General features: G+C 63.5%; 28 protein-coding genes. 10 read left to right on the top strand and 18 right to left on the bottom strand.

Annotated features, from left to right (window positions below; genetic code table 11):
- Positions 1–25 precede the first annotated feature (25 nt).
- The 4 genes from QCE49_RS13965 to QCE49_RS13950 all read right to left on the bottom strand — a co-directional run bounded on the left by QCE49_RS13965 (position 26) and on the right by QCE49_RS13950 (position 2,285).
- Entirely contained in the window at positions 26–370 is a 345-nt protein-coding gene (locus tag QCE49_RS13965; RefSeq protein ID WP_175979692.1) for a c-type cytochrome, read from the bottom strand.
- Complete coding sequence (locus QCE49_RS13960) at positions 367–1,167, bottom strand: BON domain-containing protein (protein WP_008352287.1); 801 nt, start codon at positions 1,165–1,167, stop codon at positions 367–369. Before QCE49_RS13960 ends, QCE49_RS13965 begins: the two co-directional genes overlap by 4 nt.
- Before the next feature lie 23 nt (positions 1,168–1,190).
- Positions 1,191–1,778 (bottom strand): phosphoheptose isomerase, encoded by a 588-nt coding sequence (locus QCE49_RS13955; protein ID WP_250435387.1) that lies wholly within the window; start codon positions 1,776–1,778, stop codon positions 1,191–1,193.
- Between the two features lie 102 nt (positions 1,779–1,880).
- On the bottom strand, positions 1,881–2,285 hold the full coding sequence (locus tag QCE49_RS13950) for a YraN family protein (RefSeq protein WP_250457160.1): 405 nt from the start codon (positions 2,283–2,285) through the stop codon (positions 1,881–1,883).
- A 27-nt stretch (positions 2,286–2,312) separates the two neighbouring features.
- On the opposite strand from QCE49_RS13950, the gene rsmI reads away from it, so the two are divergent.
- The gene (gene rsmI / locus QCE49_RS13945; RefSeq protein WP_008352292.1) at positions 2,313–3,194 is read left to right on the top strand and encodes a 16S rRNA (cytidine(1402)-2'-O)-methyltransferase; all 882 of its coding nucleotides are present in this window, start codon (positions 2,313–2,315) and stop codon (positions 3,192–3,194) included.
- Positions 3,195–3,247: 53 nt separating this feature from the next.
- Here rsmI and QCE49_RS13940 read toward each other — a convergent pair whose 3' ends face one another.
- Positions 3,248–3,856: a septal ring lytic transglycosylase RlpA family protein gene (locus QCE49_RS13940; RefSeq protein ID WP_033536464.1), complete on the bottom strand. Its 609-nt coding sequence runs from the start codon at positions 3,854–3,856 to the stop codon at positions 3,248–3,250.
- Between the two features lie 665 nt (positions 3,857–4,521).
- Between QCE49_RS13940 and QCE49_RS13935 the strand changes: the two genes are divergently transcribed.
- The 4 genes from QCE49_RS13935 to QCE49_RS13920 all read left to right on the top strand — a co-directional run bounded on the left by QCE49_RS13935 (position 4,522) and on the right by QCE49_RS13920 (position 6,751).
- A complete protein-coding gene (locus tag QCE49_RS13935) occupies positions 4,522–5,178 on the top strand; it encodes an MBL fold metallo-hydrolase (protein ID WP_250457067.1) in 657 nt (218 codons plus the stop codon).
- The gene (locus QCE49_RS13930; RefSeq protein ID WP_175979687.1) at positions 5,175–5,801 is read left to right on the top strand and encodes an exonuclease; all 627 of its coding nucleotides are present in this window, start codon (positions 5,175–5,177) and stop codon (positions 5,799–5,801) included. Before QCE49_RS13935 ends, QCE49_RS13930 begins: the two co-directional genes overlap by 4 nt.
- 105 nt (positions 5,802–5,906) lie before the next feature.
- Positions 5,907–6,365 carry an Lrp/AsnC family transcriptional regulator gene (locus QCE49_RS13925; RefSeq protein WP_008352298.1) on the top strand — a complete coding sequence of 153 codons (459 nt, stop codon included), beginning with the start codon at positions 5,907–5,909 and terminating at the stop codon, positions 6,363–6,365.
- Between the two features lie 185 nt (positions 6,366–6,550).
- Positions 6,551–6,751: a hypothetical protein gene (locus QCE49_RS13920; RefSeq protein WP_250457068.1), complete on the top strand. Its 201-nt coding sequence runs from the start codon at positions 6,551–6,553 to the stop codon at positions 6,749–6,751.
- Between the two features lie 117 nt (positions 6,752–6,868).
- On the opposite strand, the gene QCE49_RS13915 is transcribed toward QCE49_RS13920, so the two are convergent.
- Both QCE49_RS13915 and QCE49_RS13910 read right to left on the bottom strand, forming a co-directional pair.
- Positions 6,869–7,171, bottom strand: coding sequence for an H-NS family nucleoid-associated regulatory protein (locus QCE49_RS13915; RefSeq protein ID WP_008352299.1), 303 nt, complete (start codon positions 7,169–7,171; stop codon positions 6,869–6,871).
- 369 nt (positions 7,172–7,540) lie between these two features.
- The gene (locus tag QCE49_RS13910; protein ID WP_250435384.1) at positions 7,541–8,212 is read right to left on the bottom strand and encodes a HugZ family protein; all 672 of its coding nucleotides are present in this window, start codon (positions 8,210–8,212) and stop codon (positions 7,541–7,543) included.
- Positions 8,213–8,368: 156 nt separating this feature from the next.
- On the opposite strand from QCE49_RS13910, the gene QCE49_RS13905 reads away from it, so the two are divergent.
- On the top strand, positions 8,369–9,592 hold the full coding sequence (locus tag QCE49_RS13905; RefSeq protein WP_250435383.1) for an MFS transporter: 1,224 nt from the start codon (positions 8,369–8,371) through the stop codon (positions 9,590–9,592).
- Positions 9,593–9,653: 61 nt separating this feature from the next.
- On the opposite strand, the gene QCE49_RS13900 is transcribed toward QCE49_RS13905, so the two are convergent.
- Positions 9,654–10,799 carry a branched-chain amino acid ABC transporter substrate-binding protein gene (locus QCE49_RS13900; RefSeq protein WP_250457069.1) on the bottom strand — a complete coding sequence of 382 codons (1,146 nt, stop codon included), beginning with the start codon at positions 10,797–10,799 and terminating at the stop codon, positions 9,654–9,656.
- Between the two features lie 539 nt (positions 10,800–11,338).
- Between QCE49_RS13900 and QCE49_RS13895 the strand changes: the two genes are divergently transcribed.
- Positions 11,339–12,043, top strand: coding sequence for a dienelactone hydrolase family protein (locus tag QCE49_RS13895; protein WP_008352303.1), 705 nt, complete (start codon positions 11,339–11,341; stop codon positions 12,041–12,043).
- A 41-nt stretch (positions 12,044–12,084) separates the two neighbouring features.
- On the opposite strand, the gene QCE49_RS13890 is transcribed toward QCE49_RS13895, so the two are convergent.
- Together QCE49_RS13890 and QCE49_RS13885 are read right to left on the bottom strand one after the other, a co-directional pair.
- Entirely contained in the window at positions 12,085–12,270 is a 186-nt protein-coding gene (locus tag QCE49_RS13890; protein WP_008352305.1) for a hypothetical protein, read from the bottom strand.
- A 226-nt stretch (positions 12,271–12,496) separates the two neighbouring features.
- Positions 12,497–13,723 (bottom strand): MFS transporter, encoded by a 1,227-nt coding sequence (locus QCE49_RS13885; protein WP_250457070.1) that lies wholly within the window; start codon positions 13,721–13,723, stop codon positions 12,497–12,499.
- A gap of 324 nt (positions 13,724–14,047) precedes the next feature.
- On the opposite strand from QCE49_RS13885, the gene QCE49_RS13880 reads away from it, so the two are divergent.
- The 3 genes from QCE49_RS13880 (at position 14,048) to QCE49_RS13870 (ending at position 16,232) form a co-directional block, all read left to right on the top strand.
- Complete coding sequence (locus QCE49_RS13880) at positions 14,048–14,260, top strand: hypothetical protein (RefSeq protein ID WP_008352308.1); 213 nt, start codon at positions 14,048–14,050, stop codon at positions 14,258–14,260.
- Between the two features lie 34 nt (positions 14,261–14,294).
- Positions 14,295–15,326, top strand: a complete 1,032-nt coding sequence (locus tag QCE49_RS13875; RefSeq protein WP_239294357.1) for a serine/threonine protein kinase — start codon at positions 14,295–14,297, stop codon at positions 15,324–15,326.
- Between the two features lie 177 nt (positions 15,327–15,503).
- Complete coding sequence (locus QCE49_RS13870; RefSeq protein ID WP_239294358.1) at positions 15,504–16,232, top strand: PepSY-associated TM helix domain-containing protein; 729 nt, start codon at positions 15,504–15,506, stop codon at positions 16,230–16,232.
- Between the two features lie 17 nt (positions 16,233–16,249).
- Here QCE49_RS13870 and QCE49_RS13865 read toward each other — a convergent pair whose 3' ends face one another.
- The 8 genes from QCE49_RS13865 to QCE49_RS13830 all read right to left on the bottom strand — a co-directional run bounded on the left by QCE49_RS13865 (position 16,250) and on the right by QCE49_RS13830 (position 24,946).
- A complete protein-coding gene (locus QCE49_RS13865) occupies positions 16,250–17,470 on the bottom strand; it encodes a PepSY domain-containing protein (protein ID WP_250457071.1) in 1,221 nt (406 codons plus the stop codon).
- Between the two features lie 126 nt (positions 17,471–17,596).
- Positions 17,597–18,616 (bottom strand): XdhC family protein, encoded by a 1,020-nt coding sequence (locus QCE49_RS13860; protein ID WP_175979682.1) that lies wholly within the window; start codon positions 18,614–18,616, stop codon positions 17,597–17,599.
- A complete protein-coding gene (locus QCE49_RS13855) occupies positions 18,589–19,134 on the bottom strand; it encodes a CoxG family protein (RefSeq protein ID WP_250457072.1) in 546 nt (181 codons plus the stop codon). The genes QCE49_RS13860 and QCE49_RS13855 overlap by 28 nt, the downstream gene beginning before the upstream one ends.
- Positions 19,125–20,318 carry a VWA domain-containing protein gene (locus QCE49_RS13850; protein WP_033536462.1) on the bottom strand — a complete coding sequence of 398 codons (1,194 nt, stop codon included), beginning with the start codon at positions 20,316–20,318 and terminating at the stop codon, positions 19,125–19,127. The genes QCE49_RS13855 and QCE49_RS13850 overlap by 10 nt, the downstream gene beginning before the upstream one ends.
- On the bottom strand, positions 20,315–21,211 hold the full coding sequence (locus QCE49_RS13845; RefSeq protein ID WP_008352332.1) for a MoxR family ATPase: 897 nt from the start codon (positions 21,209–21,211) through the stop codon (positions 20,315–20,317). The genes QCE49_RS13850 and QCE49_RS13845 overlap by 4 nt, the downstream gene beginning before the upstream one ends.
- Positions 21,212–21,217: 6 nt before the next feature.
- On the bottom strand, positions 21,218–22,018 hold the full coding sequence (locus QCE49_RS13840; protein ID WP_008352333.1) for a xanthine dehydrogenase family protein subunit M: 801 nt from the start codon (positions 22,016–22,018) through the stop codon (positions 21,218–21,220).
- A 12-nt stretch (positions 22,019–22,030) separates the two neighbouring features.
- A complete protein-coding gene (locus tag QCE49_RS13835) occupies positions 22,031–24,412 on the bottom strand; it encodes a xanthine dehydrogenase family protein molybdopterin-binding subunit (RefSeq protein ID WP_250435380.1) in 2,382 nt (793 codons plus the stop codon).
- A gap of 57 nt (positions 24,413–24,469) precedes the next feature.
- The gene (locus QCE49_RS13830; RefSeq protein WP_008352336.1) at positions 24,470–24,946 is read right to left on the bottom strand and encodes a (2Fe-2S)-binding protein; all 477 of its coding nucleotides are present in this window, start codon (positions 24,944–24,946) and stop codon (positions 24,470–24,472) included.
- Positions 24,947–25,138 lie beyond the last annotated feature (192 nt).

Raw genomic sequence — 25,138 nt, 5'->3', positions numbered from 1 at the left:
GCCTTCAGACGACTTCAATCAACGCTCACTTCTGCGGCGCCCCCGCCAGAATCCAAGACACGACCGTCTTGATATCCGCGTCGTTCATCTTCGGGTGCGAAGGCATCGGAATCGAGCCCCACACCCCCGCGCCGCCGTTCTTCACCTTCTTTTCAAGCATCGTGCTCGCCTGCGGATCGCCCTTGTACTTCTCGGCGACCTGTTGAAACGACGGCCCCACAAGCTTGCGATCGATCGCATGACAACCCATGCACGCGTTGCTGCGCGCGATCGCCATCGCATTCGCGGATGAACCCGTCTGCTCCGCAGCAGACACACCAAAAGACGCGGCAACGATCACCGCGCCGACAATCAAACGCATCATGTTCATTTCACCGTCGAAGCCGGATTGGCATTCCCCGGACGCACATCCGAGTTCTTCACGGGCGCGGGCGATTGCGTATCGAGCGGACGCGACGTCACGCCCGAATCAGGCACCGTGCCAACCGTCGCCTCAGCCGGCGCGCTTGCCGCCGGCGCCACGCTCGTGCCCGACGCGGCCGCCGCTTCCAGCGCTTGCGCCTCTTCAGGCTTGATGTACTGGAACACCTTCACGACCTGCTCGACGCCCGGCACGCGCGCGGCGACATCCGCGCCATGCGCGCCTTCGTCCGGCGTGACGAGCCCCATCAGATAAACGACACTGCGCTCGCACACCACCTTGTAGTCGTTCGCGTGCAAGTCCTTCTCGCCGACCATCGCAGTCTTCACGCGTCCTTCAAGGTAGGAATCGTTCGCGCGCGATGAGTACGAGCTCGCGCCCTGCACCGACAGCTCGTTGACGATGCTGCCGACGTTATTGATGTCGCGCACCACCGCCTCGGCCTTCGCCTTCGATGCGTCGTCCGGCACTTCGCCCGTCAGCAACACGCGCCGGTTGAACACGGTTACGTTGACATGCGACGTATCGGGCACGTTCTCGTTGATCCGCGAAAGCGCCTTCACCTGAATCTCGCGATCTTCGGTCTGCGCGCCGAGCGTGCGGCGATCCGTGGCGATCAACGTGCCGCCGGCCGCCGCGCCGACGACCGCGAGCGCGCAGCCCTGCAACGTCAATGCAACTCCCGACAACATGCCCACCATCAGCGTGGCCTGGGCCAGCGTCGCCTTGACGCGTGTCTTGTTCATCAACTCCGTTCCCCCTTTCAGTTTCAGTCGTCGCCGAGCAGCATCGCATCGATGCCGTCGCACAGACAATGAATGGTCAGCAGATGGACTTCCTGGATGCGCGCCGTTCGTTCGGCCGGCACGCAGATATGAATATCGGTTTCGGCGAGCACGTCGGACATCGCGCCGCCGCCCTTGCCCGACAACGCGATCACGATCATCTCGCGCTCGTGCGCTTCCTGAATCGCAGCAAGCACGTTCACCGAGTTGCCCGACGTGCTGATCGCAAGCAACACGTCGCCCGATTGGCCGAGCGCGCGGACCTGGTTCGAGAAGATCTGCTCGAACGCATAGTCGTTGCCGATGGCCGTGATTATCGACGTGTCCGTGGTCAGCGCAATCGCCGGCAAGCCCGGACGCTCGCGTTCGAAGCGGCCGATGAGTTGCGCGGCGAAGCGCTGCGCATCGGCAGCCGAGCCGCCGTTGCCGCACACGAGAATCTTGTTGCCGTTCGCGAGCGCGCCAAAAAGCGTATCGACGGCGGCCGCGATCGGAACCGCCAGCGCGTCGAGTGCTTCGAGTTGAAGTGCCGCGCTGTCGCGGAATTGCTGTTGAATGCGTTCGACTGACATCGACTCTCGATCATCGGCCGCGACATGCGCGGTGTGTGGCTTGAACGCTCAAGGCGTCGGTTGTTGCGCAGTTTACCGCATGCATCATGCGATGAACCGCAGTCACGCCTCGTCGGCGCGAAACGCATCGGGCAGCCAATGGATGCGGCCCGCATCGAACGCGACGACGTCGAAACGGCACGCAGGCAACGCGCCGCGCCATGTCGTCAGGAAATGCTGCGCGGCATGTACGAGGCGCGCGCGCTTCTTCGCATCGACGCTTGCGACGGCATTCGCGTAACGCCTGCTTCTTCTCGCGCGGACTTCGACGAACACGAGCGCGCCGCGTTCATCGAGCATCACGAGATCGATCTCGCCGCCGCGACACGTCACGTTGCGCGCGACAAGACGCATGCGCTGCCGCTGCAGGAACGCGAGCGCGTGCGACTCGAAAGCGTCGCCGAGCGTTTTGGACACGGCTCCTCCGTAAAAGTTGTCGGCGGGCCACCGAATCGCGCATGGCAAAATGACGCCTTTCCTTCGACGCCCGCGCTCATGCTTCAGATCTCCGAACTCGCCGCTGGGCAGCACTATCCGACAGGCGCGCTGTATATCGTCGCAACGCCGATCGGCAACGCGGCGGACATCACCGTGCGCGCGCTCCACGTGCTCGGACTCGCGGATCGCATCGCCGCCGAAGACACGCGCAACACCGCGCAACTGCTCGCGCGCTATGGCATTTCGAAGCCGTCGATCGCCGTGCACGAGCACAACGAGCGCAGCGCCGCCGAACGCGTGATCGAGCATCTCAGGAACGGCGAGCGCATCGCGTGCGTATCCGACGCGGGCACGCCCGGTATCTCCGATCCCGGCGCGCGTCTCGTCGATGCCGTGCGCGAGGCCGGCCTGCCGGTCATCCCGCTGCCGGGCGCGAGCGCGCTCACGACCGCGTTGAGCGCGGCGGGCGCGTTCGTCGGCGGCTTCTCGTTCATCGGCTTCCTGCCGACGAAGGCGAAGCAACGTGCGTCGGAGCTGAAGAAGCTCGCAAGTCATCCGATGGCGCTGGTGTTCTACGAGGCGCCGCATCGCATCGTCGAAACCGTGCGCGCGCTCGGCGACGCGTTCGGCGGCGAACGGCAACTGCTGATCGCCCGTGAGCTGACGAAGTTACATGAGAGCCTGCATCGCTGCACCCTGGCCGAAGGGCCAACGTGGCTCGAAGCCGATGCGAATCGTCAACGCGGGGAATTCGTCCTGGTCGTCGAAGGCGCGCCCGAAGCGCACGACGCCGACGACGCCCACGACGCGCTGCTGTCGACGCTGCTGGAAGAGTTGTCGGTGAAAAGCGCGGCGCGCATCGCGGCGACATTGACGGGCGCGTCGCGCAATGCGCTGTATGAACGCGCGCTGAAGCTCGCCAAACGCGACGAGAAATAAAAACGGGCCGTTGCGATAACGGCCCGTCGGGTTCTGCGAAGCTGTCGGCGAGATCAGTTCACGCTGTCGTCGGCCAGCGCCTGAGCCTGCTCTTCGCGCGCCGCACGCGCTTCCTGCTGCGTGAGACCTTCGATCTTCACCTTCTGCGTGCCGGCGCCGCGCATGCCGAGCACCGCCGCCGCTGCATACGACAGATCGATCACGCGTCCGTGCACATAAGGGCCGCGATCGTTGATCTTCACGACGACGGTCTTGTGATTCGCTTCGTTCGTCACGCGCACCCACGACGCGAGCGGCAGCGTGCGATGCGCTGCGGTCATCGCGTTCATGTTGAACTTCTCGCCGCTCGCGGTCTTGCGACCGTGGAACATGCGTCCGTACCACGACGCCTTGCCCTTCTGCTCGAAGTTGCTGGCGTCGGGACCGGTCGTGATCGGCTCGGCGTCGGAAAGCGACTGCGCCGGTTGCGCCGGCTTCTCGGCGGGCAGCGCGGAAAGGTGCGAATCGAAGGCGAGCGGCGCCGTCGAGCGGGCACTGCTCGTGCTGAAGGAGTTTGTGTTCTGAGGATTGGATGCGACATCGCCCGAACCCGGCGCGGCGCAACCCGCCAGCACGCCAACTGCTAGCAGGCTCCCGACATGTCGAATAAATCGAGCATTCATAGACGTGTTTTCAACGATAAAGGAGCGGCCGCGCTGCGCTGGTCGGCGCGCGCAAGGCTGCTCGAGGCTTTGCCGTGCAAAGCAGAACGCCGCTCGCTGAAGCGAACGGTGGACTGTGCTCGGATGCGGCGCACTCGTGCCGCAAGCGCCCGGTTATTGTTCACGTCTGGCGCAACCTGTCCCCGGCAGCCTGACCAGACCCCACAAGCCGCCATCGAACGTGGCATCACGTTCGTGCGCTGGTGAAGCCAAGTGAGCGCAGGAACGGCGGCGTAGGCCCCATCCGGCGTGACGGCGGCAAAGGCCATCTGACAGACGCGCGGCGTCTGGCCGGACAAGACGTGTGCACCTACTGGAGGTGCGTGAGTTGCAATTGCGAGGCTTTTGGCCCCCAACAGCGTACTGACAGCGATTGTAAAAACGCACTAGCGTTTTGGCATTCGCCCAATGACGGCATGGTTCGATCCATGCACAAGTAGTGCCATTATACAAAAAAACCGTGGTCCGGCTCATCGGACCCATCGAATTGTCATTGATTTTCGCTATGAGCGTAAGAATTGCCGCTTTTTTGAGCAACGCCGTCGCGGCGCGCGCTGCCGTCGGACCCGTGGTCGCACCGGTACAATGAACGTTTTTACAGGCCCGCGCGCATCGACGTCAGTCATATGAAAGTCATTCTCGTTCCCGTAACGCCCTTTCAGCAAAACTGCTCGATCGTGATCTGCGAAGCGACCCAGCGCGCCGCCATCGTCGATCCGGGTGGCGACATCGGACGCATCATCGCGGAAGTCGAACGCCAAGGCGTGACCGTCGACAAGATTCTTCTCACGCACGGCCATCTCGATCATTGCGGCGGCGCCAAGGCGCTCGCGGACCATTACGGTATACAAATAGAGGGACCGCATCGCGAAGATGCGTTCTGGATCGATCAGTTGCCCGCGCAGACTCAGCGCTTCGGTTTTTCGAACGCCGAAGCCTTTACGCCGGAACGCTGGCTCGACGACGGCGACGCCGTGCAGTTCGGCAACGAGTCGATGGAAGTCTATTTCTGCCCGGGCCACACGCCGGGTCACGTCGTATTTTTCAGTCGGGAGCACAATCTGGCGTTCGTCGGCGACGTCCTGTTCGCCGGTTCGATCGGCCGGACCGATTTCCCGCGCGGCAATCACGCGGAACTCATCCGCTCGATCCGCGAAAAGCTCTGGCCGCTCGGCGACGATGTCACCTTCGTTCCCGGACACGGCCCGGCATCGACGTTCGGCGAGGAACGGCGCAGCAATCCTTTCGTGCGCGACGGCGCGGCAACGGGTGCGACAGCGTGAACGCAATTCCCGAAATCTACGTCAGCACCGATGTCGAGGCCGATGGCCCGATTCCCGGACCGCATTCGATGCTGAGCTTCGCGTCCGCGGCCTACACCGCGGACAAGCAGCTCATCGGCACCTTCTCCGCGAATCTCGAAACGCTCGAGGGCGCGACGCCGCATCCGGTTCAGGCGGCTTGGTGGAAGACGCAGCCCGACGCGTGGGCCGCATGCCGCAAGGATCTGCAGAAGCCGGAAATAGCCTTGCCGGCCTATGTCGAATGGGTGGAAGCGCTGCCCGGCAAGCCCGTGTTCGTCGCGTATCCGGCGGGCTTCGACTTCACGCATATGTTCTGGTACATGATGCGCTTTGCCGAGCGCTGCCCGTTTTCGTGGTCGGCGCTCGACATCAAGACGCTCGCCTTCGCGATGACCGGCCTGCCGTATCGCAAGGCCATCAAGCCGCGTCTGCCGAAACACTGGTTCGACGAGCTGCCGCATACGCACGTCGCGCTGGACGATGCTATCGAGCAAGGCGCACTCTTTTGCAACATGCTGGCCGACCTGCGGATCTCGCAGGAGAAGCTGGCCAGGCTTGCGAAGGAATCCGGCGACGACACTGAAGGTAAAACCGCGCCCTGAGGCGGGGGAGTTAGGGAAACTCCCTCAGTGCGGGCGCGTTTGCATTGCGTTTCTTTTTCGACGCCTCTACTATGAGAGTCAAATCGCGACCGAACGGAGGCGCAGTTGACTCTCGATACATTCTCACAAAAAATCTTGCGTCTCCTGCAGCTGGACGCACGCCGCTCCGTTCAGGAAATCTCCGACCAGGTCGGCTTGTCGAGCACGCCGTGCTGGCGTCGCATCAAGGACATGGAGCAATCGGGCGTCATTCAGCGCTATACCGCGCTGCTCGATCGCGAAAAGCTCGGTCTGCATGTCTGCGCGCTCGCGCATATTCATTTGACACGGCATACGGAAGGCGGCGTCGAGCAATTCGAACGCGAAATCGCCACTTGCCCGGAAGTCACCGAGTGCTATAGCACGACCGGCGAATCCGATTACATCCTCAAGATCGTCGCGCCCGATATCAAGGCTTACGACGCCTTTCTCCACGATCGCATCTTCAAGATTCCTGCCGTCGCTCAGGTGCGAACGAGCGTTGTGCTCCGAGAGATCAAGTTCGACACGCAATTGCCGCTCTGACGGATTGCGTTTAGCGCCGCGTTTCTAATGCGCGCTTGGACCGTTAGTTCCAGCGCGCGGAATCGGTGCGTCCGTTGGAAGAGCCTTGTAATGCAATGGGCGAACGCGCATCCAATTCCCTTTCAGCCAGTCGATAAAAATCAAACTACCCAGCACGCCCGGCCTGATACGGGCGAAATATCCTGATGGTTGGCGATCCCGGTTCGCTCGCGAGCCGGCATTGCGGCGCGAACCGTGAACAGCAATCCGCCGAGGAAATTAATGCCGAAATTCGACGGCAGAACCACGATGATCCGAGTTGCCGCAAGTCCACTATCTGGCGCAATATTCCTTCAGGAGACGTCCCGGTTTTCGGCCTGCGCGCTGTTGACGCAAGCGCGATGTAATGTGTCTCCGGTCTTCGAACTTCGGCAAATGACGAAACACCGTTCATCTGATCGCACAAATGAAAAAGCCGCGTCACGTAACGCGGCTCTTCGAATGCATCGATTGATGCTTTGCAATTACTTGCCGATCAGAAAATTATCCCGATCCTGCCCGGCGATCCACTTCGGCGGCTTGCCGCGACCCGACCACGTGCTGCCACTTTCGGGATCGCGATATTTCGGCGCCACGCCCGAGCGGCTGCGCGCGGCCTTCGCGCCTTTTGCGCCACGGCCGCCAGCCAGTTCCTGAAGCGTGATGCCATAATCCGACATTTTCTGCTTGATCTCATTAAGCACTTCCGCGTATTCGCGCGACTTCGCTTCTTCAATCTGACGTTCGAGAGACTCGCGTTGTGCGAGGAGTTCCTTGTATGAAGGCATGGCAATTCCCTAAGTGGTTTGCTGACTTGCGAATCGGCGCGCTCGCTTTCAGTTATCAGTATAGCCTCGGACTGGCACGCAGATTAACACAGTTCCCAATAACGCGGCATGTGCGAATCGCCACTTATTAAAAGTTTAGCAATTTTCTTCGTAACAATTGCCGAAAGCTCAGAAGGTTCGCTTGTTCGCTCTTCGGACTTAAAAAGCTCTGCCAGTCGCGACGACGACTCGACGATGGCATCGGATGAAAACAAAGACAAACGAGTCAGTCGCAAAGTTTCATGAGATGGCAACTTGCCACGAAAAAGCCGCTCTGCAGCGCGTTCCATGCGGTTGAAATCGGGTCGCAACGTCTCGGATTTATCTCGTTCAAATATTACGTTGACGCTCAAAACAATCGATAACCGCGGCCTTCAAATCCTCGTTCGTCAGTTTCGGGTAATCGAATGTAAAACGATTGCGGATGTCGGCGAGCAGCAAATCGCAGCCGTACCGGTCTATCCCCAATAATCCGAGATTCTCCGGACGGCCGCTGTAAGCATCGAAATATTTGCATAACGACGATTCGTCGTCCGCCGAAAGCGGCGGCAGCGAATCCAGTTCTTCTCCGCCGAGCCATCCCATCGCGCCGAATCCGCCTATATAACGCATGCGCTCGAGCGACATCACCCAGAAGGAAAAATCGCCGAGTTCCAGATAGCGTGCCGCATCCGGGTGATACCGCAAATAGCGCCGCGCGAGCTCTTCGCGATCTTCGGGCGCGGCGGGCGCGAAACTGCCGAGCATCGTCAGGCGCTGGCCTTCCAGCACGCCGCCATCCGCCGCGTGGGAAACCAGAAACCCCGCGCGCGCATCGGCCTGAAGATTGCGCGTGTGCTCGGCGAGATGGCTGATGAGCACCATCGGCACATGGCGCTCGGTCGGCGCGAACGGCAGCGCCGTCGGATAGGGAAAGCCGCGCGGCTCGCGGGTAAGCGTGGCGAGCGTGCCTTCGGAGACGCGATGCAGCAGATGCAGCGGCGCTTGCGACGGGATGTTCATCCGGGCCTCCTGCGTGGGTGAATGGTCGGACGATGGTAATGCAGCAGGTCCGAGCGTGTCGCCTGGCCGTTCGATAGAATCGAAAGCCTTCGCGTTCGATGGCAACATGTCCGGTTGTCATCGCATCCCGCGCAACTTCAAAGAACGATTTCATTCGTGTCCGATTCGACCACTGCCTCCGCCGCCTGCGAATCCAATCCGACGCTCGCGCTACATCGCACTCTTCCGCATGCCACACGCGTACGCGCGCGCTACGCGACGATGGCCGTCTTCTTCATCGCGGGCATGATGTACGCCTCCTGGGGCGTGCACGTTCCCACCGTGCGCGACAAGTTCGCACTCAGTCCCGGCATGCTCTCGTTCGCGTTGCTGGCGGTCGCGGGCGGCTCGATCTTCGCGATGCTCACCGCCGGATCGTGGATCGCGCGCGCCGGCACGCGCACCGCGTGCATGGCGGGCGGCATCACGATGATGATCTGCGGCTCGCTGATCCTCGTGACGCCTTCTTACTGGATGCTGCTCGTCGTGCTCGCGATTTTCGGCTTCGGCATGGCGACGCTCGATGTCGCGATGAACGCCGAGGCCAGCGCGGTCGAGCAGGCTCTGGCGCAGCCGATCATGTCGTCGCTGCATGGCATGTTCAGCATCGGCGGGATGGCGGGCGCGGCCGCGGGCGGCGCATTGCTCGCGCACGGACTCGCGCCGGCGGCGCATCTCGCGCTCGCTTCCGGTGTGAGCCTGCTCGTACTGCTCGTATCGATGCCCGCCGTGCTGCCGCACGTTCCGCATCACGACGAGCACGCGAAGGCGTCGTCATCGAATCGCTGGCGCTCGGGCGCGCTGTGGGCGCTCGGCGGCCTCGCGCTCGTCGCGCTGATCGCGGAAGGCGCGATGTACGACTGGGCCACTGTATATATGCGCGATGTCGTCGAAGCCACGCCGTCGGTGTCGAGCGCCGCTTACGCCGCGTTCTCGGGCGGCATGGCGGCAGGCCGCTTCGGCGGCGACGCGGTGCGCGCGCGTTTCGGCGCGCCGCAACTGATCTTCGGCAGCGCGGGGCTTGCGTTCATCGGCATGGTGATGGCGCTCTTGCTGCCGAACACCATCGTCACGATGACCGGCTTCACGCTGATGGGCTTGGGCCTCGCGAACATGATGCCGGTGCTGTTCGCAGCAGCGGCGCGCGTCGAGGGCGTGACGCCCGCGGAAGGGCTCGCGCAGGTCGCGGGCCTCGCGTATTTCGGGCTGCTGCTCGGGCCGGTGTTGATCGGCGGCGTTGCACAGGTCAGCAATCTGCCGATCGGGCTGTGCGTCGTCGCGGCGTGCTGCTTCGTCATCACGCTCATCGGACCGCGCATTCTCCGGCGCTGGAAGATATGAAAAAGCGCGCGGTCCGTTCGGAACCGCGCGCTTCTCTGGACTTCGAGAAGTCCGAAGGAAATTACATCTTCACGACGTCGAGCAGCGTCTTCTTGCCGCCCTTGTAGTTGTACAGCGAGATCACGCCGTGCTTCAGATCGCCCTTCGAATCGAAGGTCGTCTCGCCGATCACGCCCTTGTAGTCCGTGTTCGGCATCGCGGCGACGATCTTCGCCGGATCGGTCGAGTTGGCGCGCTTCATCGCGTCGACGATGATGTACACCGCGTCATACGTGAACGGCGCGTAGATCTGGATCGGCTGGCCGAAGCGCTTCTGGAACTTCTCCGCGAACTGCTTGCCGCCGTCCATCTTCTCGAGCGCCATGCCCGCTTCCGAGCACACGACGTTGTCGGTCGCATCGCCTGCGAGATCCGACAGCTTTTCCGTGCAGACGCCGTCGCCCGCGAGAACCTTGGCGCGCAGGCCGAGCTGCTTGGCTTGCTTGGCGAACGGGCCGCCGGTTGCGTCCATGCCGCCGTACATCACGGCGTCGGGGTTCTCACCCTTGATCTTCGTCAGAATCGCGCGGAAGTCGACGGCCTTGTCGTTGGTCGCGTCGTGCGAGATCACCTTCAGGCCGAGCGACTTGGCGGTCTTTTCGAACTCGTTTGCGAGACCCTGGCCGTATGCCGTCGAGTCGTCCACCACGGCGACGCTCTTCACCTTCAGGTTCTTCGCGGCGTAGTTGGCGAGCGCCGGACCTTGCTGCGCATCGGTCGCGACGACGCGGTACGTCGTCTTGAAGCCTTGCTGCGTGTAGGTCGGGTTCGTCGCCGACGGGGAAATCTGCACGATGCCCGCGTCGCTATAAATCTTCGACGCCGGGATCGACGTGCCGGAGTTCAGGTGACCGACGACGCCCACGACCTTGTCGTCGACAAGCTTCTGCGCGACTTGCGTCGCCGTGCGCGGGTCGGCCGCGTCGTCTTGCGCGTCGAGTTCGAGCGTGACCTTCTGGCCGTTGATCGTCAGGCCCTTGGCGTTGATCTCTTCGACTGCGAGCCGCGCGCCGTTTTCGTTATCCTTGCCCAGGTGAGCAATGCCGCCGGTCAGCGGAGCGACGTGACCGATCTTGACGACCTGGTCGGCTGTTGCGGACGTTGCCAACGTCGCGAAGAGCACGGCTGCGGCGCTGATCGGCAACAGTTTGTGAAGCTTGGTGTTCATGTAAGTCTCCAGTTTCGGTCCCAAAAACAACGTAATCGCCCTGTGCCCCGTCTTTCATCACGATCGCTCAGTCCCGTGGACGACCACGCCGGATGCATCGTCATGCACTTGGCAAGTCCTTCCGGCAGGCCGTTCGTGGCAGCCGCCATCCGCACTGCGCGCAAGTGTAGGGTTGTCAAATTAATTTAGGGAAGTTTTTTAAGATAGTGGTGTCACTACCAATTAACGGCCAGTTGTGATGCGCCGCCGTTTGTGGTGGCGTTCGCGTGAAGAAGCCCTGTGCATGCGGGTTTGCGCGACATCGGCGCGCAAAGGTTTGGCCGTCATTCGAGTCCGGCAGACGCGCGCCGATAATCCCTGCCCATCGGCACCATTAGCCTGTTTTTTAATGACTGTTTTTAGCTGGCGTTTAGATCGGCGCCTCTAAAAACCGGCTGCGCGTCAAAGCGCGTGCCAGAGGGCCCGCGGGCGTTCAGGGCGACTGAAAGGGAAAGCTGGCAAACTCACACGCCTGCATTCCCACACACAAGGAGTTTGACGTGACCGTTTCCACGACTTCACGCTGGATCGACATTCCGGCCGATGGCGGCAGCTTCCAAGGCTATCTCGCGCTGCCGAAGACGGGCACCGGACCCGCCGTGATCATCCTGCAGGAGATCTTCGGCGTGAACGGCCACATTCGCAGCGTCGCGGATCAATACGCCGCCGATGGCTACGTCGCCCTCGCACCCGATGTTTTCTGGCGCACGCAGCCGCGCGTCGAGCTGGGTTACGAAGGCGCGGATCGCGAAAAGGCGATGGAACTGCTGCAAAAGACCAAGCTCGATGCCGCTGTCGCGGACGTCGGCGCGGCTGCGAAAGCGCTGCGCGCGCTGCCCGAAGTGACGGGCAAGATCGCGGCGATCGGCTATTGCTTCGGCGGCCGGCTCGCGTATCTCGCGGCGGCCGAGGGTTCGGTGGATACGGCGGTGGCCTATTACGGCGGCGGCATTCAGAACGCGCTCGACAAGGCCGATCAGGTCAAGGTGCCGATGCAGTTCCATTACGGCGAACTCGACGCGCACATTCCCGCCGATGCCGTCGATGCCGTCCGTCAGAAGTTCGCGGGCCGCGAGGATTCGGAACTGTATGTCTACGCGCAAGCCGACCACGGCTTCAACTGCGGCGATCGCGCGTCGTATAACGGGAAGGCGTCGGCGCTCGCGCACGGACGCACGCTGACCTTCCTCGGCGCTCATCTGTAATAGAAGCACCTTTCGCAAGCGCGCCCTGAACGGCGCGCTTGCTATATCAGCGCGGGCAATCCTTCGACGAGCAGAAAGGCGGCGAGCACACCGAGCAATGCGCCGAACACGCGCAGTACGTTGTTTCTCAGATGCGTCGCGCAGGGAATGGCCCCGAGGAACAGCGCGCCAGCGAGCGCCATCGGGATGATCAGAATGAAGTCGCCGATCGTGAAATACGTCGTCATGGTGCGTCTCCCATCGTCCTGCTTCTGGCTTTATCGTCGCGTGTGAAAAGCTGCATCGACGATTCGAGTATAGGCCGCGCCAACGAAGGCGTTAGCCCAACTTCGTACGACGGCAAACCACGAAAACGTACGAAAGCCTTGCGCGACAAGGACTTGCAGGCACCTATTTTTAAGCGGACGCGGAAAAACCCTTAGCTTCGGCTTATTTCAATCGGCTTTCGATTGTTCAGACGACAGCGTGCTCGCGCCGGTTCAGATGCACGGCGCCCGCGATCCCGACGAGCAGCAGCGCGCCGATCAACCCGGCGACGCCCTTCCATCCGAATGCGGTCCAGAAGTGCCCTCCGTACGATCCGATCAGACTCGACCCTATGTAATACGCGAGCAGATAGAGCGCGGCCGCCTGGCCTTTCGCTTGCATCGCGAGCCGTCCGACCCAGCCGCTCGCGACCGAGTGCCCTGCGAAGAAGCCGAACGTCAGGCACGCGATACCCGCAATGATCACCGGCAGCGCGTTCGACAAGGTCAACGCGATGCCGAGCATCATCAGCACCAGGCTTGCGATCAGCACGCGGCCGCGCCCGAAGACATCGGCCATCTTGCCGGACCACGGCGACGCGACCACGCCCGTCAAATACACGGTGAAGATCGCGCCGATCTGCGTCTGATTCAGTTCGAACGGCGCGCCCAGCAACCGATATCCGACGTAGTTGTAAAGCGTGACGAAACTGCCCATCAGCACGAAGCCGATGAGAAACAGAAACGGCAAACCGCGATGCCGCAGATGCCCGCCGAGCGAGCGCCGATGATGCGCGAACCCGACGCCGCGCCGCGGCTTGAAGCGTCGCGACGGCGGCAGCAGCGAGCGGAACGCGAGCGTGGCGAGCAGACCCAGCAGCCCGATTCCGCCGATCGCGACGCGCCAGCCGAAAAGATCGGCGAGGATGCCGCTGATCACGCGCCCGGCCATGCCGCCGATGGCCGTCCCGCCGACGTAGAGTCCCATCGCGAGACCGAGGCCTTCGGGATGCACTTCCTCCGCGAGATACGCCATCGCGACCGCGGGCACGCCGCCGAGCGCGAAGCCTTCGAGCGCGCGCACGACGAGCAGCGCGTGCCAGTCCGGCAGCACGGCGGCGATCACCGTCAGCACCGACGACGCGAGCAGCGAAAGCGTCATCAGCCGATGACGGCTCCAGCTTTCCGAGACGAATCCCGCGATGAAGATGGCGATCGCCAACGCCGCCGTGCTCACCGACACCGCGAGCGCGCTGACCGCCGGACTGACGCCGAACGCCTTCGTGAACTCGGGAAGCAACGGCTGCACGCAGTAGAGCAGCGAGAAAGTCGCATAACCGGCGAACAGCAACGCGAGCGAAGCACGCCAATAGGCGCGCGAGCCGCGTTCGAGATACGGAGCGGCATCGGCGGCCCGGTTTGCGTTAGCATCCACGAATGAAGTCTCTGCTGAAAAAACTCTCGACGATACGCCGATCCTCAGGGTTTTGCCTGATAAGCAAGCCGCGATCCGGCCACGTAGCCCATTAATTGCTGCTATTCGTCTGCGATCGGCAACATAACGAAGCGAATGGCGTCGCGCCGACGCGCCGCCATGCGCTAAAGTTAGAGCACAATCGTTCATGAAAGCCGCGCGTGTCGCGCTTCCCGCAACAGCGACGCGGCGATTGTCTGGTGCACGAGCCGTGAAAAGCCTGTGCTTGGTGAAAACATATGACCGGCGCTTCAATCCCAGCCGGCGTTGAAACGGGGATTCATCATGCAAATCGGTTCGATTGTCCGCTCCGTGCATATTGCCGTGCCTCAGGGCGCGCGCGGCATCGTGATGCGCATTCTCGGCGACATGGCCATGGTCGCCTGGTACGCGGGCGAGCCTGGCGTAACCAAACTGCTCAATACCGAGCCGTTCTTTCTCGAAGACCTGATCGATACGGGCGATGTCGTGCGCCCGTCGAACACGGTCGTGCACTGAGAAGCGACGCGCCGCATTGCGGCACAATGCCGGGATGAACTCGATCCATCCCGACTCCCAGGGCGCGCCCGCCGACGACGCGCCGCCCTTCTCCGGCCTCACGCCCGATTGCGTACTCGATGCAGTCGACCGCGTGCTGATGCCCGCAGGCGCGCGTACCGATGGCCGCCTGCTGCCGCTCAACAGCTACGAAAACCGCGTCTATCAGGTGGGCGTCGAGGACGGCGCACCGATCGTCGCGAAGTTCTATCGGCCGAAACGATGGTCGAATGCGGCGATTCTCGAAGAGCACGCGTTCGTCGCGAGTCTCGTCGCGCGTGAGATTCCGGCCGTGCCCGCGCGCGCGCTCGATGGCACGACGCTGCACGAATTCGACGGCTTTCGCTTCTCCATCTTCGAGCGGCGCGGCGGACGCGCGCCCGACCTCGATCGCAGCGACACGCTCGAATGGCTCGGGCGCTTCATCGGGCGGATTCACGCGGTGGGCGCGGTCGAGCCGTATCGCGAGCGGCCGACGCTCGATATCGACACTTTCGGCTATGAACCGCGCGAGTTCCTGCTGACGCACGGCTTCGTTCCCGCCGATGTGCGTGAAGCGTGGGAAGCCGTCGTGTCGATGGCGCTCGAAGGCGTCGCGCAATGTTTCGAGCGCGCGGGCGATGTGCGGCACGTGCGTCTGCACGGCGACTGTCATCCGAGCAACGTGCTGTGGACCGACGCGGGCCCGCATTTCGTCGATTTCGACGACAGCCGCATGGGCCCGGCCATTCAGGACTTGTGGCTGCTCTTGCCCGCCGGACGCGCGGATGCATCGCGCGCGCTCACCGATCTGCTCGCCGGTTACGAAGATTTTTGCGAGTTCGATCCGCGCGAACTGCATCTGATCGAAGCGCTGCGCACGCTGCGGCTGATTCATTATTCGGCGTGGCTCGCGCGCCGCTGGAACGATCCGGCGTTTCCCGCCGCCTTCCCGTGGTTCAACACGCAACGTTACTGGGAAGACCGAATCCTCGAATTGCGCGAGCAAGTCGGCGCAATGCAGGAAGGCCCGCTTTGGCCCGTTTGAAATTTTTTGTGACATTCGCGGACTGTCAGGCGATCGCAAAGCGTTGAAAAGCGCTTTTCGGCATGTAATGATAACAATTCTCATTTGCCCGCCTGACATCGATCGCCGCGCGCGCGTGCGCGTTTAGCCGATCGGGGCGCGGCTTTGCCTGCCAACGCCCGAATTCTGGAGAGACGCGTGAACGCGCCTGAAACCCTCAATACGCCGCCGTCCGCGACGGGCGGCTCGACGCATTACCGTCCGCATGGGCGTCTCATCGACGATGCCGAGCAGATCGTCCGCAAGAATCGCTCGCGCCGCTCGACCTTCCTGAAGTGGCTGCGCAAGGTGCATGGCTGGGTCGGTTTGTGGGGCGCGCTGCTGGGCCTGCTGTTCGGCGCGACGGGTTTTCTGCTGAATCACCGCGCGCCGCCGCTGCGCATTTCGACCGGCGAGCCGCAGGTTTCGCAGATGCAGATGCCGCTGCCCGCCGAAGGCTTCAAGTCGCCGCGCGACATGGGCGCGTGGCTGAAGAAGGAACTGAAGATCGACGGCAATCTCGGACGCGCGCGCAAGGAACCGGCGCATCCGGTCGGCTGGGGCGACAAGAGCACGATGCAGCCGGAACAATGGTCGGTGATGGTGGCATCGCCGGGCGGCAGCGTGATGGCGGAGTACTGGGTCGGCAACAATTTCGTGTCGGTGAAGCGCACCGAAAACACCTTCCTCGCGATGATGACCAACCTGCACAAGGGCGTTGGCCTAAGCGTGGGCTGGGTGCTGCTCATCGATACGTTCGCGGGCAGCATCATCCTGCTGTCGCTTACCGGCGTGCTGCTGTGGACCGAGCTGAACAAGAAGCGCACGGCGGGCGTGGTGATCGTGGCGGCGTCGCTGATTGCGGCGATTGTTTGCGGGTTGATTTGAGGGATTCGGGACGTCCATCACGCGGCCGACGTCCCCTTCCCCTTCCGCGGGTTATGCCGCGTCAGCCACAAATAAAGCCCGCTCCCGAGCACGACGATCGTCAGCACATCGAAGGCGGCCCAGAAAATCTTCAGCGGCATGCCGCCGAAATCGCCGAAATGCAGCGGCTGCGAGCCGAGCAGCACCTTCAGATACCACGGCAACTCGCGTGAATCGGTGAGCGCGCCCGTCGATGCATCGACGAGCACAGGTCGCATGATCCGCGTCGTCAGAATGCCGTCGCCGCGCATCCACACGGCATAGTGATGCGGGCTCGCGAAGCGCGTCCCCGGAAACGCGACGAACGACGGAATCATCTCGGGCGCGACGCGTTGCGCTGTCTTCACGGCATCGTCGATGGAAGCGCGCACGACGACCGGCGGCTTGTCACGATACGGCGCGACCATCTGCGCGAGCTGATCGTTGCGCCACGCTTCGAGCATGAGATCGGCGAGCGTGTTGATCGAACCCGTCGCGCCGACGAGCAACGCCCACGCGAGCGTCAACATGCCGATGGCGTTATGCCAGTCGAGCCACACGATCCGCCGCTTCTTCTTCAGGCGCACGCGCCCGAGCCCGACCTTTCGCCAGAACGGGAGATACACGACGATGCCCGACACGATCGCCGCGAGAAACACGACGCCCATCGCGCCGAGAAAGAGCTTGCCGAAGAGCCCGGCGAACATGTCGACGTGCAACTTCAGCAGCACGAACTTGAGCGAGCCTTTGCCGGGCGGCATGCCGAGGGGCTGGGCGGTGCGCGCATCGACGGTCGTACTGAGCGTATCGTCGGGCGGCGTGTCGGCTTTCGGCGCGGTGACGACGACCGGCAAAAGCGGATCGTCCGGCTCCCAGATCATGTATTGCGGCACATGGCCCGGATGCTCGGTCAGCGCCGCGCGCAACACCGCGTCGTAGCTCGCGCGCGCATTCGCCTGCGATGCAGGCAGCGCTGGCGCTTCGATCGCATCGCCGGTGAGGATGTCGAGTTCGTGGCCGAACACGAGCGGCAAGCCGGTCAGACACAGCAGCAACATGAACGCCGTGCAGACGAGACTCGTCCACCGATGCACGATCGACCATACCCGCAGCGCGCGCTGGCTCATGTGGCGCTTGTTCGCGGACGAGCGCGAGTCGGGCGATGCATCGGCGCGGGCGGCTGCGCGCTGGTCATCGCCGGTCAAAAACTTGCCGGGCATTCGATTGAATCGTTGAACTGAAGGGAAACGGCGGCGCGTCAGCCGAAGCTGGCCACGCAAATGAGAATGATTATTATATAGCCGTCGCGCCCGTCCGGGCCGCGTTTCGTCAGGATTTTGTAATAATCAGACGCCGCAGACTTCGCCTTTTCCGGCAACCTCGCGCGCCGCTTTCGCGCCTTCCACCTGCAACAGTTCGGGCAACGACACGCCGTTCTTCGCCGCCGTGACTTCCGCGAGAATCGACACCGCGATTTCCGGCGGCGTCCGGCTGCCGATATAAATGCCTACCGGCCCATGCAACCGCGCCAGTTCGGCCTCGCTGAGATCGAACTCCTTCAGACGCTCGCGCCGCGCCGCGTTGTTGCGCCGCGAACCGAGCGCGCCGACGTAGAACGCGGGCGTCTTCAGCGCTTCCATCAGCGCGAGATCGTCGAGCTTCGGATCGTGCGTGAGGGCGATGACCGCGCAGCGTTCGTCGAGCTTCATCTCCATGACCGTGTCGTCGGGCATGGTTCGCACGATCGTCGTGCCGGGCACATTCCACTCTTCCGTGTATTCCTCGCGCGGATCGCACACGGTCACCTGATAATCCAGCCCGACCGCGATACTGCACAGATAGCGCGACAACTGCCCCGCGCCGATCACGAGCATTCGGTAACGCGGGCCGTGAATCGTCAGCAGATGCGCGTCGTCGAAGAGCACGCCGTCGGTGGCCTGCGCCGGTTCGAGGCGCGCCGCGCCCGTGGCCATGTCGAGCGTGCGCGCGACGAGCCTGCCGCTTTCCACCGCCGCGCACAATTCCGAGATGCCGCTTTCCATCGTCAGCGGCTCCAGCACGAGCTGGATCGTGCCGCCGCACGGCAAGCCGAAGCGATGCGCCTCTTCCGCGCTGATGCCGTACTTCACCGCTTCCGGCTTCGTCTGCTCGATGCCCCGCTGCCGCACGCGATCGATGAGATCGTCCTCGATGCATCCTCCCGACACCGAACCGACGACGTGGCCATCGTCACGCACGGCGAGCATCGCGCCTTCGGGTCTCGGCGACGAGCCCCATGTCTTCACGACCGTCACGAGCAGCACGCGATGTCCCTCTTCGAGCCATCGCGCGCTGTTCTTCAGGACTTCGAGATCCACGCTGTCCATGATTTCTTTCCCTTTTCCTTCTCTTCTGCGCCGCTTTCGTCTTGGTCGGCGGCTGCAACTTGCGATTCCTGGCCGCCTTGCAGCTGCGCGCTGAATCGCTTGAAGAACTCTCCCGCGATCTTGCGCGCCGCGCCGTCGACGAGCCGCGAGCCGATCTGCGCAAGCTTGCCGCCGACCTGCGCGTTTGCACTGTAACTGAGCTTCGTCGTGTCGGCTTCGTCGCCGGGTTCGAGGTTCACGGTCGCGCTGCCCTTGCTGAAGCCGGCCGCGCCGCCCTGCCCTTCGAAGACGATCGTGTAAGTATGCGGGGCGTCGATATTCGTCAGCTCCATTCTTCCCTTGAAGCGCGCTTTCACCGGACCGACCGCCGCCGTCATCGCGACGTTGTAGGCGTTCTCGCCATCGGCGTCGATGCTGTCACAGCCCGGAATGCAGACCTTCAGGATCGACGTGTCGTTCAGCGCTTCCCACGCGCGCGCCTGCGGCACCGGCAACGTGTGTGTTTCGGTCAGTTCCATCTCGTGTCTCCAGTGTGCCGTGACAGCGCGGCCAGTTCGGCTCCGACCGCGCCGAGGCTGTCGAGGTTATGTGCCGCGAGCATTGCATCGACGTGTGGCAGGATCGCGCGCACGCCTCGCGCGCGCGGCGTGAAATCGGCGAAACGCAGCAGCGGATTGAGCCACACCAGCCGATGCGCGAAACGCCTGAGTCTTTGCATCTCGGCATCGAGCACGTCGATGGCTTCGTGATCGAGGCCATCGGTGACGAGCAGCACCGTCGCCCGACCGGCCAGCACACGCCGCGCCCAGCGCCGATTGAACTCCGCGAGCGTCGCGCCGATGCGCGTGCCGCCGGACCAGTCCGCGACGTTCTGTCCGAGCGCGGCAATGGCGACATCGGGATCGCGTTCGCGCAAGGCGCGCGTGGCGTTCGTGAGCCGCGTGCCGAACAGGAACACTTGCAGACGCTCGCGCGATTGCAATAGCGCGTGACAGAAGTAGAGCACGGCGCGCGAATACGCGCTCATCGAGCCGGAAATGTCGAGCAGCAACACGAGCGGCGGTCTGCGCTCGACCGCCGCGCGATATTTCCACACGGTCCAGTCGCCGCCCGAGCGCACGGCGTGTCGCGCGCTCGCTTTGAGATCGGCATGCGTGCCGCGCGAGCCCGCCTTCAGCCTGCGCGTCGGTTCCGTCGCGAGCGGCATCCGATGCGCGCGAATCTGATGCCGCAGCGTGCGCCATTCGTCGGCGCTGAGCGTGTCGAAATCGCGATGGCTCAAGCGTTCCTGCGCGCTGAACGTGATGCGCGCGTGCGCCTCTTCCGGCTTCGATTCCGGCGGCGGCGTTGTCGACGATGCCGCCGCGCGCGTCGCCAACGCATCGGCGAGACGGTTGTTGCGCTTCGGCGGCGGCATGCCGCTCTTCACCTTCGGCAGCAACAGCGCGCGCAGCTTGCCTTCCCAGTCGGGATCGCGCCAGAAAAGATCGAACGCCGCATCGAAGATGTCGCGTTCGTCGCTCGCGTGGACGAGCAAACACGCGAGCGTCGCGCGCACATCGTCGCGGCGATTCAGATCGACGAAGCGCAACGCGTCGAGCGCATCGACCGCGTGCGCCGGCGACATGCCGAGCCCCGCGCCGCGCAGAAGCCTCACGAAATGCACGACGTTGCGCGCGAACGGTTCCATCGTGGTCGTCATGGCGTGGCCGCGAGGCATTGCGCGAGCGTATCGGCGTCCATGCGCGCGAGATCGTCCTGATACTTCAGCAGCACGCCGAGCGTGTTCTGCACCGATTGCGGATCCAGTTCCGTCACCGACAACGCCGCGAGCGCGCGGCACCAGTCGATCGTTTCCGCGACGCCCGGCGCCTTGAAGAGATCCAGCGTGCGCAGCTCGTGCACGAACGCGACGGCGCGCTGCTGCAACGCCTGCCCCGCTTCGGGCGCGCGCGCCGCGACGATCGCCAGTTCGACATCGCGCTGCGGATAGCCGATCCACTGATAGAGGCATCGCCGCTTCAACGCATCGTGGACTTCGCGCGTGCGGTTCGACGTCATCACGACGAGCGGCGGTTGCGCCGCGCGCACCGTGCCGTACTCCGGAATCGACACCTGAAAGTCCGACAGCAATTCGAGCAGAAACGCTTCGAACGGCTCGTCGGCGCGGTCGATTTCATCGATGAGCAGAACGCGGCGCGCGTCGGGATTCGACGCATCGGGCAGCAAGGCCTGAAGCAGCGGACGCTTCAGCAGAAACTCGCTGCGATACAGCGAATCGTTCGACGGCGTTTCGCCCGACGCCTCCGCGAGCCGCAGCGCCATGATCTGCCGCGGATAGTCCCACTCGTATAGCGCGCTCGCGGTATCGAGCCCTTCGTAGCATTGCAGGCGCAGCAGCGTCGTGCCGCACAAGCCCGCCGCCGCCTTCGCGAGTTCGGTCTTGCCGACGCCCGGCTCGCCTTCGAGGAAGAGCGGCCGCTGCATCTTGAGCGCGAGAAAAAGCGCCGTCGCGAGCTCGCGGTTCGCGAAGTAGCGATGCTCGCGCAAGCGCGCGAGCGTCTCGTCGATGGATTGCGGCGCCTGTTCCGTCATCGCGGACTAGAACGACATCGCGCGCTCGATCGCGCGGCCCGCGAGCACCGGAATCAGATGCGCGCGATATTCGGCGCTCGCGTGCATGTCCGCGTTCAGCTCGTTGGGCGAGATCGTCACGCCGCGCGCCGATGCCACCGAAAAGTCCTTCGACAACGCCGCTTCCAGCTCCGCCGGACGAAACACCGAAGACGCCGCGCCCGTCACGCCGACGCGCACGCCGTCCTTGAACTTCGCGACGAACACGCCGACGAGCGCGAAGTGCGACGCGGGATTGCGAAACTTCTCGTAGCCCGCGCGCTCGGCCAGCGGAAACTCGACGGCCGTGATGAGCTCGTCGGGTTCGAGCGCGGTCGTGTACATGTCGATGAAGAAATCGTCCGCGGCGATGCGCCTTCTGTCGGTCACGACCGTCGCGTTCAGCGCGAGCACGGCTGACGGATAGCACGCCGCCGGATCGTCGTTGGCGAGCGAGCCGCCGATCGTGCCGCGCTCGCGGACCTGTCGATCGCCGATGCGTCCCGCGAGATCCGCGAGCCCCGGCAGCGCGCGCTGCACATCCGCGTTCGATGCGACCGCCGCATGAGACACCGCGCCGCCGATCGTGAGCTTGTCGCCGTCGAGCGTGACGTTTTTCATCGACGCGATGCGCGTCACGTCGACGAGCGCCGAGGGCTGTGCGAGCCGCAGGCGCATCGTCGGCAAGAGGCTTTGGCCGCCCGCGAGGAACTTGGCGTCGCCGTTGGCGGAAAGCACCGCGACCGCCGCCTTCGCTTCGTCCGCTTTCTGATAGTCGAATGAGTACATTTGCCGGTCTCCTCAGGCGCGTTGAGCGTTATGCATCGCGGTCCACACGCGATGCGGCGTCGCGGGCATCTGCAAGTCCTTCACGCCGAGCGGCGCGAGCGCATCGAGAATCGCGTTGATGACCGCCGGCGGCGAACCGATTGCGCCCGCTTCGCCGCAGCCCTTCACGCCGAGCGGATTGTGCGTGCACGGCGTGCCCTTCGCGGTCTCGACGGTGAAGTTCGGCAGATCGCTAGCGTGCGGCATCGCGTAATCCATGAACGAGCCGGAGAGCAACTGGCCGGTGCTGTCATCGTAGACGCAGCGTTCGAGCATCGCCTGGCCGATGCCCTGCCCCAGCCCGCCATGCACTTGCCCTTCGACGATCATCGGATTGATGACGTTGCCGAAGTCATCGACGGCCGTGAACTTTTCGATGCGCGTTTCGCCGGTGTCCTGATCGACCTCGACTTCGCACACATACGCGCCCGACGGATACGTGAAGTTGGTCGGATCGTAGAACGCGTTTTCGTTGAGGCCCGGCTCCATGGTTTCGAGCGGGAAGTTGTGCGGCACGTACGCGGCGAGCGAGACGTCGACGAACGATTTCGTGCGATCGGTGCCCTTCACGCGGAACACGCCGTTGGTGAACTCGATATCTTCCGCCGACGCTTCCAGCAGATGCGCCGCGATCTTCTTCGCCTTCGCTTCGACTTTATCGAGCGCTTTCATGATCGCGGAGCCGCCCACCGAAATCGAACGCGAGCCGTACGTGCCCATGCCGAACGGGATGCGCCCCGTATCGCCGTGAATGATCTCGACGTTCTCGATCGCGATGCCGAGCCGGTCCGCGACCACTTGCGCGAACGTCGTTTCGTGGCCCTGTCCGTGACTGTGCGAACCGGTGAAGACGGTGACGGAGCCGGTCGGATGCACGCGCACTTCGCCCGCTTCGAAGAGACCCGCACGCGCACCGAGCGCGCCCGCCACGTTCGACGGCGCGAGCCCGCACGCTTCGATGTAGCACGAATAGCCGATGCCGCGCAGCTTGCCCTTCTGCTTCGATTCGTCGCGCCGTTTTGCGAAACCCGCGACATCCGCGAGTTCCAGCGCGCGATTCAGGCACGCGTCGTAATCGCCGATGTCGTACGTGAGACCGACCGGCGTCGCGTACGGAAACTCGCGGATGAAATTGCGCCGCCTCAATTCGACGGGATCGATGTTCAGCTCGCGCGCCGCCGTCTCGACGAGCCGCTCGACGACATACGTCGCTTCCGGCCGGCCCGCGCCGCGATAGGCATCGACGGGCACCGTGTTCGTGAAGACCGCTTTCACTTCGGCGTAGATCGCGGGCGTCGTGTACTGGCCCGCGAGCAGCGTCGCGTAGAGCACGGTCGGAATCGACGATGCGAACGTCGACAGATACGCGCCCATGTTCGCCGTCGTATGCACGCGCATGCCGATGAACTTGTTGTCCTTGTCGAGCGCGAGTTCGGCCTTGGTCACATGATCGCGGCCGTGCGCGTCGGAGAGGAAGGCTTCGGAGCGCTCGGCCACCCACTTGATCGGACGCCCGACTTTCTTCGATGCCCACGTCAGCGCGACATCTTCCGGATACAGGAAAATCTTCGAGCCGAAGCCGCCGCCGACATCCGGCGCGATCACGCGCAGCTTCGATTCCGGCAGCGACAGCACGAACGCCGCCATCAGCAAGCGCTCGACGTGCGGGTTCTGATTCGCGACGTAGACCGTGTAGCTGTCGTCGTGCTTCGAATAGCTCGCGTTGACCGCGCGCGGCTCGATCGCGTTCGGCACGAGCCGCTGATTCACGATATCGAGCGTCGTGACGTGCGCGGCTTTCGCGAACGCGGCGTCGGTCGCGGCCTTGTCGCCGTGGCCCCAGTTGTAGCAGACGTTGTTCGGCACGCTGTCGTGCACGAGCGGCTGGCCCGCGTCCGATGCGCTCGCCGTATCGACCGTCGCGGGCAGTTCGTCGTAATCGACCTCGATGAGTTCGAGCGCGTCCTTCGCCTCCTTCACCGATTCGGCGACGACGAGCGCGACCTGATCGCCGACGTGCAACACCTTGTCGTGCGCGATGACGGGATGCGGCGGCTCGTGCATCGGCGAGCCGTCGGTGCTGTGGATGAGCCAGCCGCACGGCAGTCCGCCGACGTTCTCGCCCGCCATGTCCTTGCCGGTGAAGATGCCGATCACGCCCGGCGACTTCAGCGCCGCTTCCATATCGATGCGCGCGATCTTCGCGTGCGCGTGCGGCGAACGCAGGAACACGCCGTAGCTTTGCTGCGGCATGACGACGTCGTCGGTGTACTGGCCCGCGCCCGTCAGGAATCGATAGTCTTCCTTGCGCTTCACGCCAGCGCCGATCAGTTTCTGTTGCTCAGGGGCATTCATCGCGATCTCCTTGGTCAAAGGCGCGATACATCGTGTGGAATGTGGATTGACGCGGAATCAGGCGCCCGCTTTCATGTTTTGCGCGCCCTGCAAGACCGCCTTGACGATGTTGTGATAGCCCGTGCAGCGACACAGATTGCCGTCGAGCTGCTCGCGCACTTCTTCTTCGGAGAGATTCGGCGATTGCGCAGCCAGCGCGCTCGCGCTCATCACCATGCCCGGCGTGCAGAAGCCGCACTGAAGGCCGTGACATTCCCTGAACGCCGCCTGCATCGGATGAAGCTGGCCGTCTTTCGCCATGCCTTCGATGGTCGTGACTTCCATGCCGTCCGCCTGCGCGGCGAGGATGTTGCACGACTTGATCGCGCGGCCATCGAGATGGACGGTGCACGCGCCGCACTGCGCCGTGTCGCAGCCGATATGCGTGCCGGTGAGCCTGAGTTGATCGCGGAGAAACTGGACGAGCAGAACGTGCGGTTCGACGGTGGCGGTCACCGGTTTCCCATTGACCGTCAGGCTGATGCTGAGCGCCATTTTCACTGTCTCCTAAGTGAGGACGATCCAGCTTCACGCCACGCACCTGCCATCTGCCGCCGTGAGCGTTCAGCCGGAATTGGTGTTATGTGTTTGTGACAATGAGTAAAACACAAATCGGCGGGCGTCGCTATCGGCGCGAACGTCCGTCCCAAACTCAAGGTTTTGCCGCTGCAAATGCAAAGCGCCGCC

It is taken from the genome of Caballeronia sp. LZ008, from assembly GCF_031451435.1.
Classification (GTDB): Bacteria; Pseudomonadota; Gammaproteobacteria; order Burkholderiales; family Burkholderiaceae; genus Caballeronia; species Caballeronia zhejiangensis.
This window is presented reverse-complemented; position numbering and strand designations above follow the sequence as displayed.

Bases quoted from the DNA above. Each gene is read 5' to 3' on its own strand.
- QCE49_RS13840 (WP_008352333.1), bottom strand. From the start codon at position 22,018: ATGTACTCATTCGACTATCAGAAAGCGGACGAAGCGAAGGCGGCGGTC.
- QCE49_RS13960 (WP_008352287.1), bottom strand. From the start codon at position 1,167: ATGAACAAGACACGCGTCAAGGCGACGCTGGCCCAGGCCACGCTGATG.
- QCE49_RS13850 (WP_033536462.1), bottom strand. From the start codon at position 20,318: ATGACGACCACGATGGAACCGTTCGCGCGCAACGTCGTGCATTTCGTG.
- QCE49_RS13910 (WP_250435384.1), bottom strand. From the start codon at position 8,212: ATGAACATCCCGTCGCAAGCGCCGCTGCATCTGCTGCATCGCGTCTCC.
- QCE49_RS13935 (WP_250457067.1), top strand. From the start codon at position 4,522: ATGAAAGTCATTCTCGTTCCCGTAACGCCCTTTCAGCAAAACTGCTCG.
- QCE49_RS13860 (WP_175979682.1), bottom strand. From the start codon at position 18,616: ATGGACAGCGTGGATCTCGAAGTCCTGAAGAACAGCGCGCGATGGCTC.
- rsmI (WP_008352292.1), top strand. From the start codon at position 2,313: ATGCTTCAGATCTCCGAACTCGCCGCTGGGCAGCACTATCCGACAGGC.
- QCE49_RS13900 (WP_250457069.1), bottom strand. From the start codon at position 10,799: ATGAACACCAAGCTTCACAAACTGTTGCCGATCAGCGCCGCAGCCGTG.
- QCE49_RS13865 (WP_250457071.1), bottom strand. From the start codon at position 17,470: ATGCCCGGCAAGTTTTTGACCGGCGATGACCAGCGCGCAGCCGCCCGC.
- QCE49_RS13940 (WP_033536464.1), bottom strand. From the start codon at position 3,856: ATGAATGCTCGATTTATTCGACATGTCGGGAGCCTGCTAGCAGTTGGC.
- QCE49_RS13915 (WP_008352299.1), bottom strand. From the start codon at position 7,171: ATGCCTTCATACAAGGAACTCCTCGCACAACGCGAGTCTCTCGAACGT.
- QCE49_RS13875 (WP_239294357.1), top strand. From the start codon at position 14,295: ATGAACTCGATCCATCCCGACTCCCAGGGCGCGCCCGCCGACGACGCG.
- QCE49_RS13965 (WP_175979692.1), bottom strand. From the start codon at position 370: ATGAACATGATGCGTTTGATTGTCGGCGCGGTGATCGTTGCCGCGTCT.
- QCE49_RS13830 (WP_008352336.1), bottom strand. From the start codon at position 24,946: ATGGCGCTCAGCATCAGCCTGACGGTCAATGGGAAACCGGTGACCGCC.
- QCE49_RS13890 (WP_008352305.1), bottom strand. From the start codon at position 12,270: ATGACGACGTATTTCACGATCGGCGACTTCATTCTGATCATCCCGATG.
- QCE49_RS13855 (WP_250457072.1), bottom strand. From the start codon at position 19,134: ATGGAACTGACCGAAACACACACGTTGCCGGTGCCGCAGGCGCGCGCG.
- QCE49_RS13920 (WP_250457068.1), top strand. From the start codon at position 6,551: ATGGTTGGCGATCCCGGTTCGCTCGCGAGCCGGCATTGCGGCGCGAAC.
- QCE49_RS13835 (WP_250435380.1), bottom strand. From the start codon at position 24,412: ATGAATGCCCCTGAGCAACAGAAACTGATCGGCGCTGGCGTGAAGCGC.
- QCE49_RS13955 (WP_250435387.1), bottom strand. From the start codon at position 1,778: ATGTCAGTCGAACGCATTCAACAGCAATTCCGCGACAGCGCGGCACTT.
- QCE49_RS13880 (WP_008352308.1), top strand. From the start codon at position 14,048: ATGCAAATCGGTTCGATTGTCCGCTCCGTGCATATTGCCGTGCCTCAG.
- QCE49_RS13845 (WP_008352332.1), bottom strand. From the start codon at position 21,211: ATGACGGAACAGGCGCCGCAATCCATCGACGAGACGCTCGCGCGCTTG.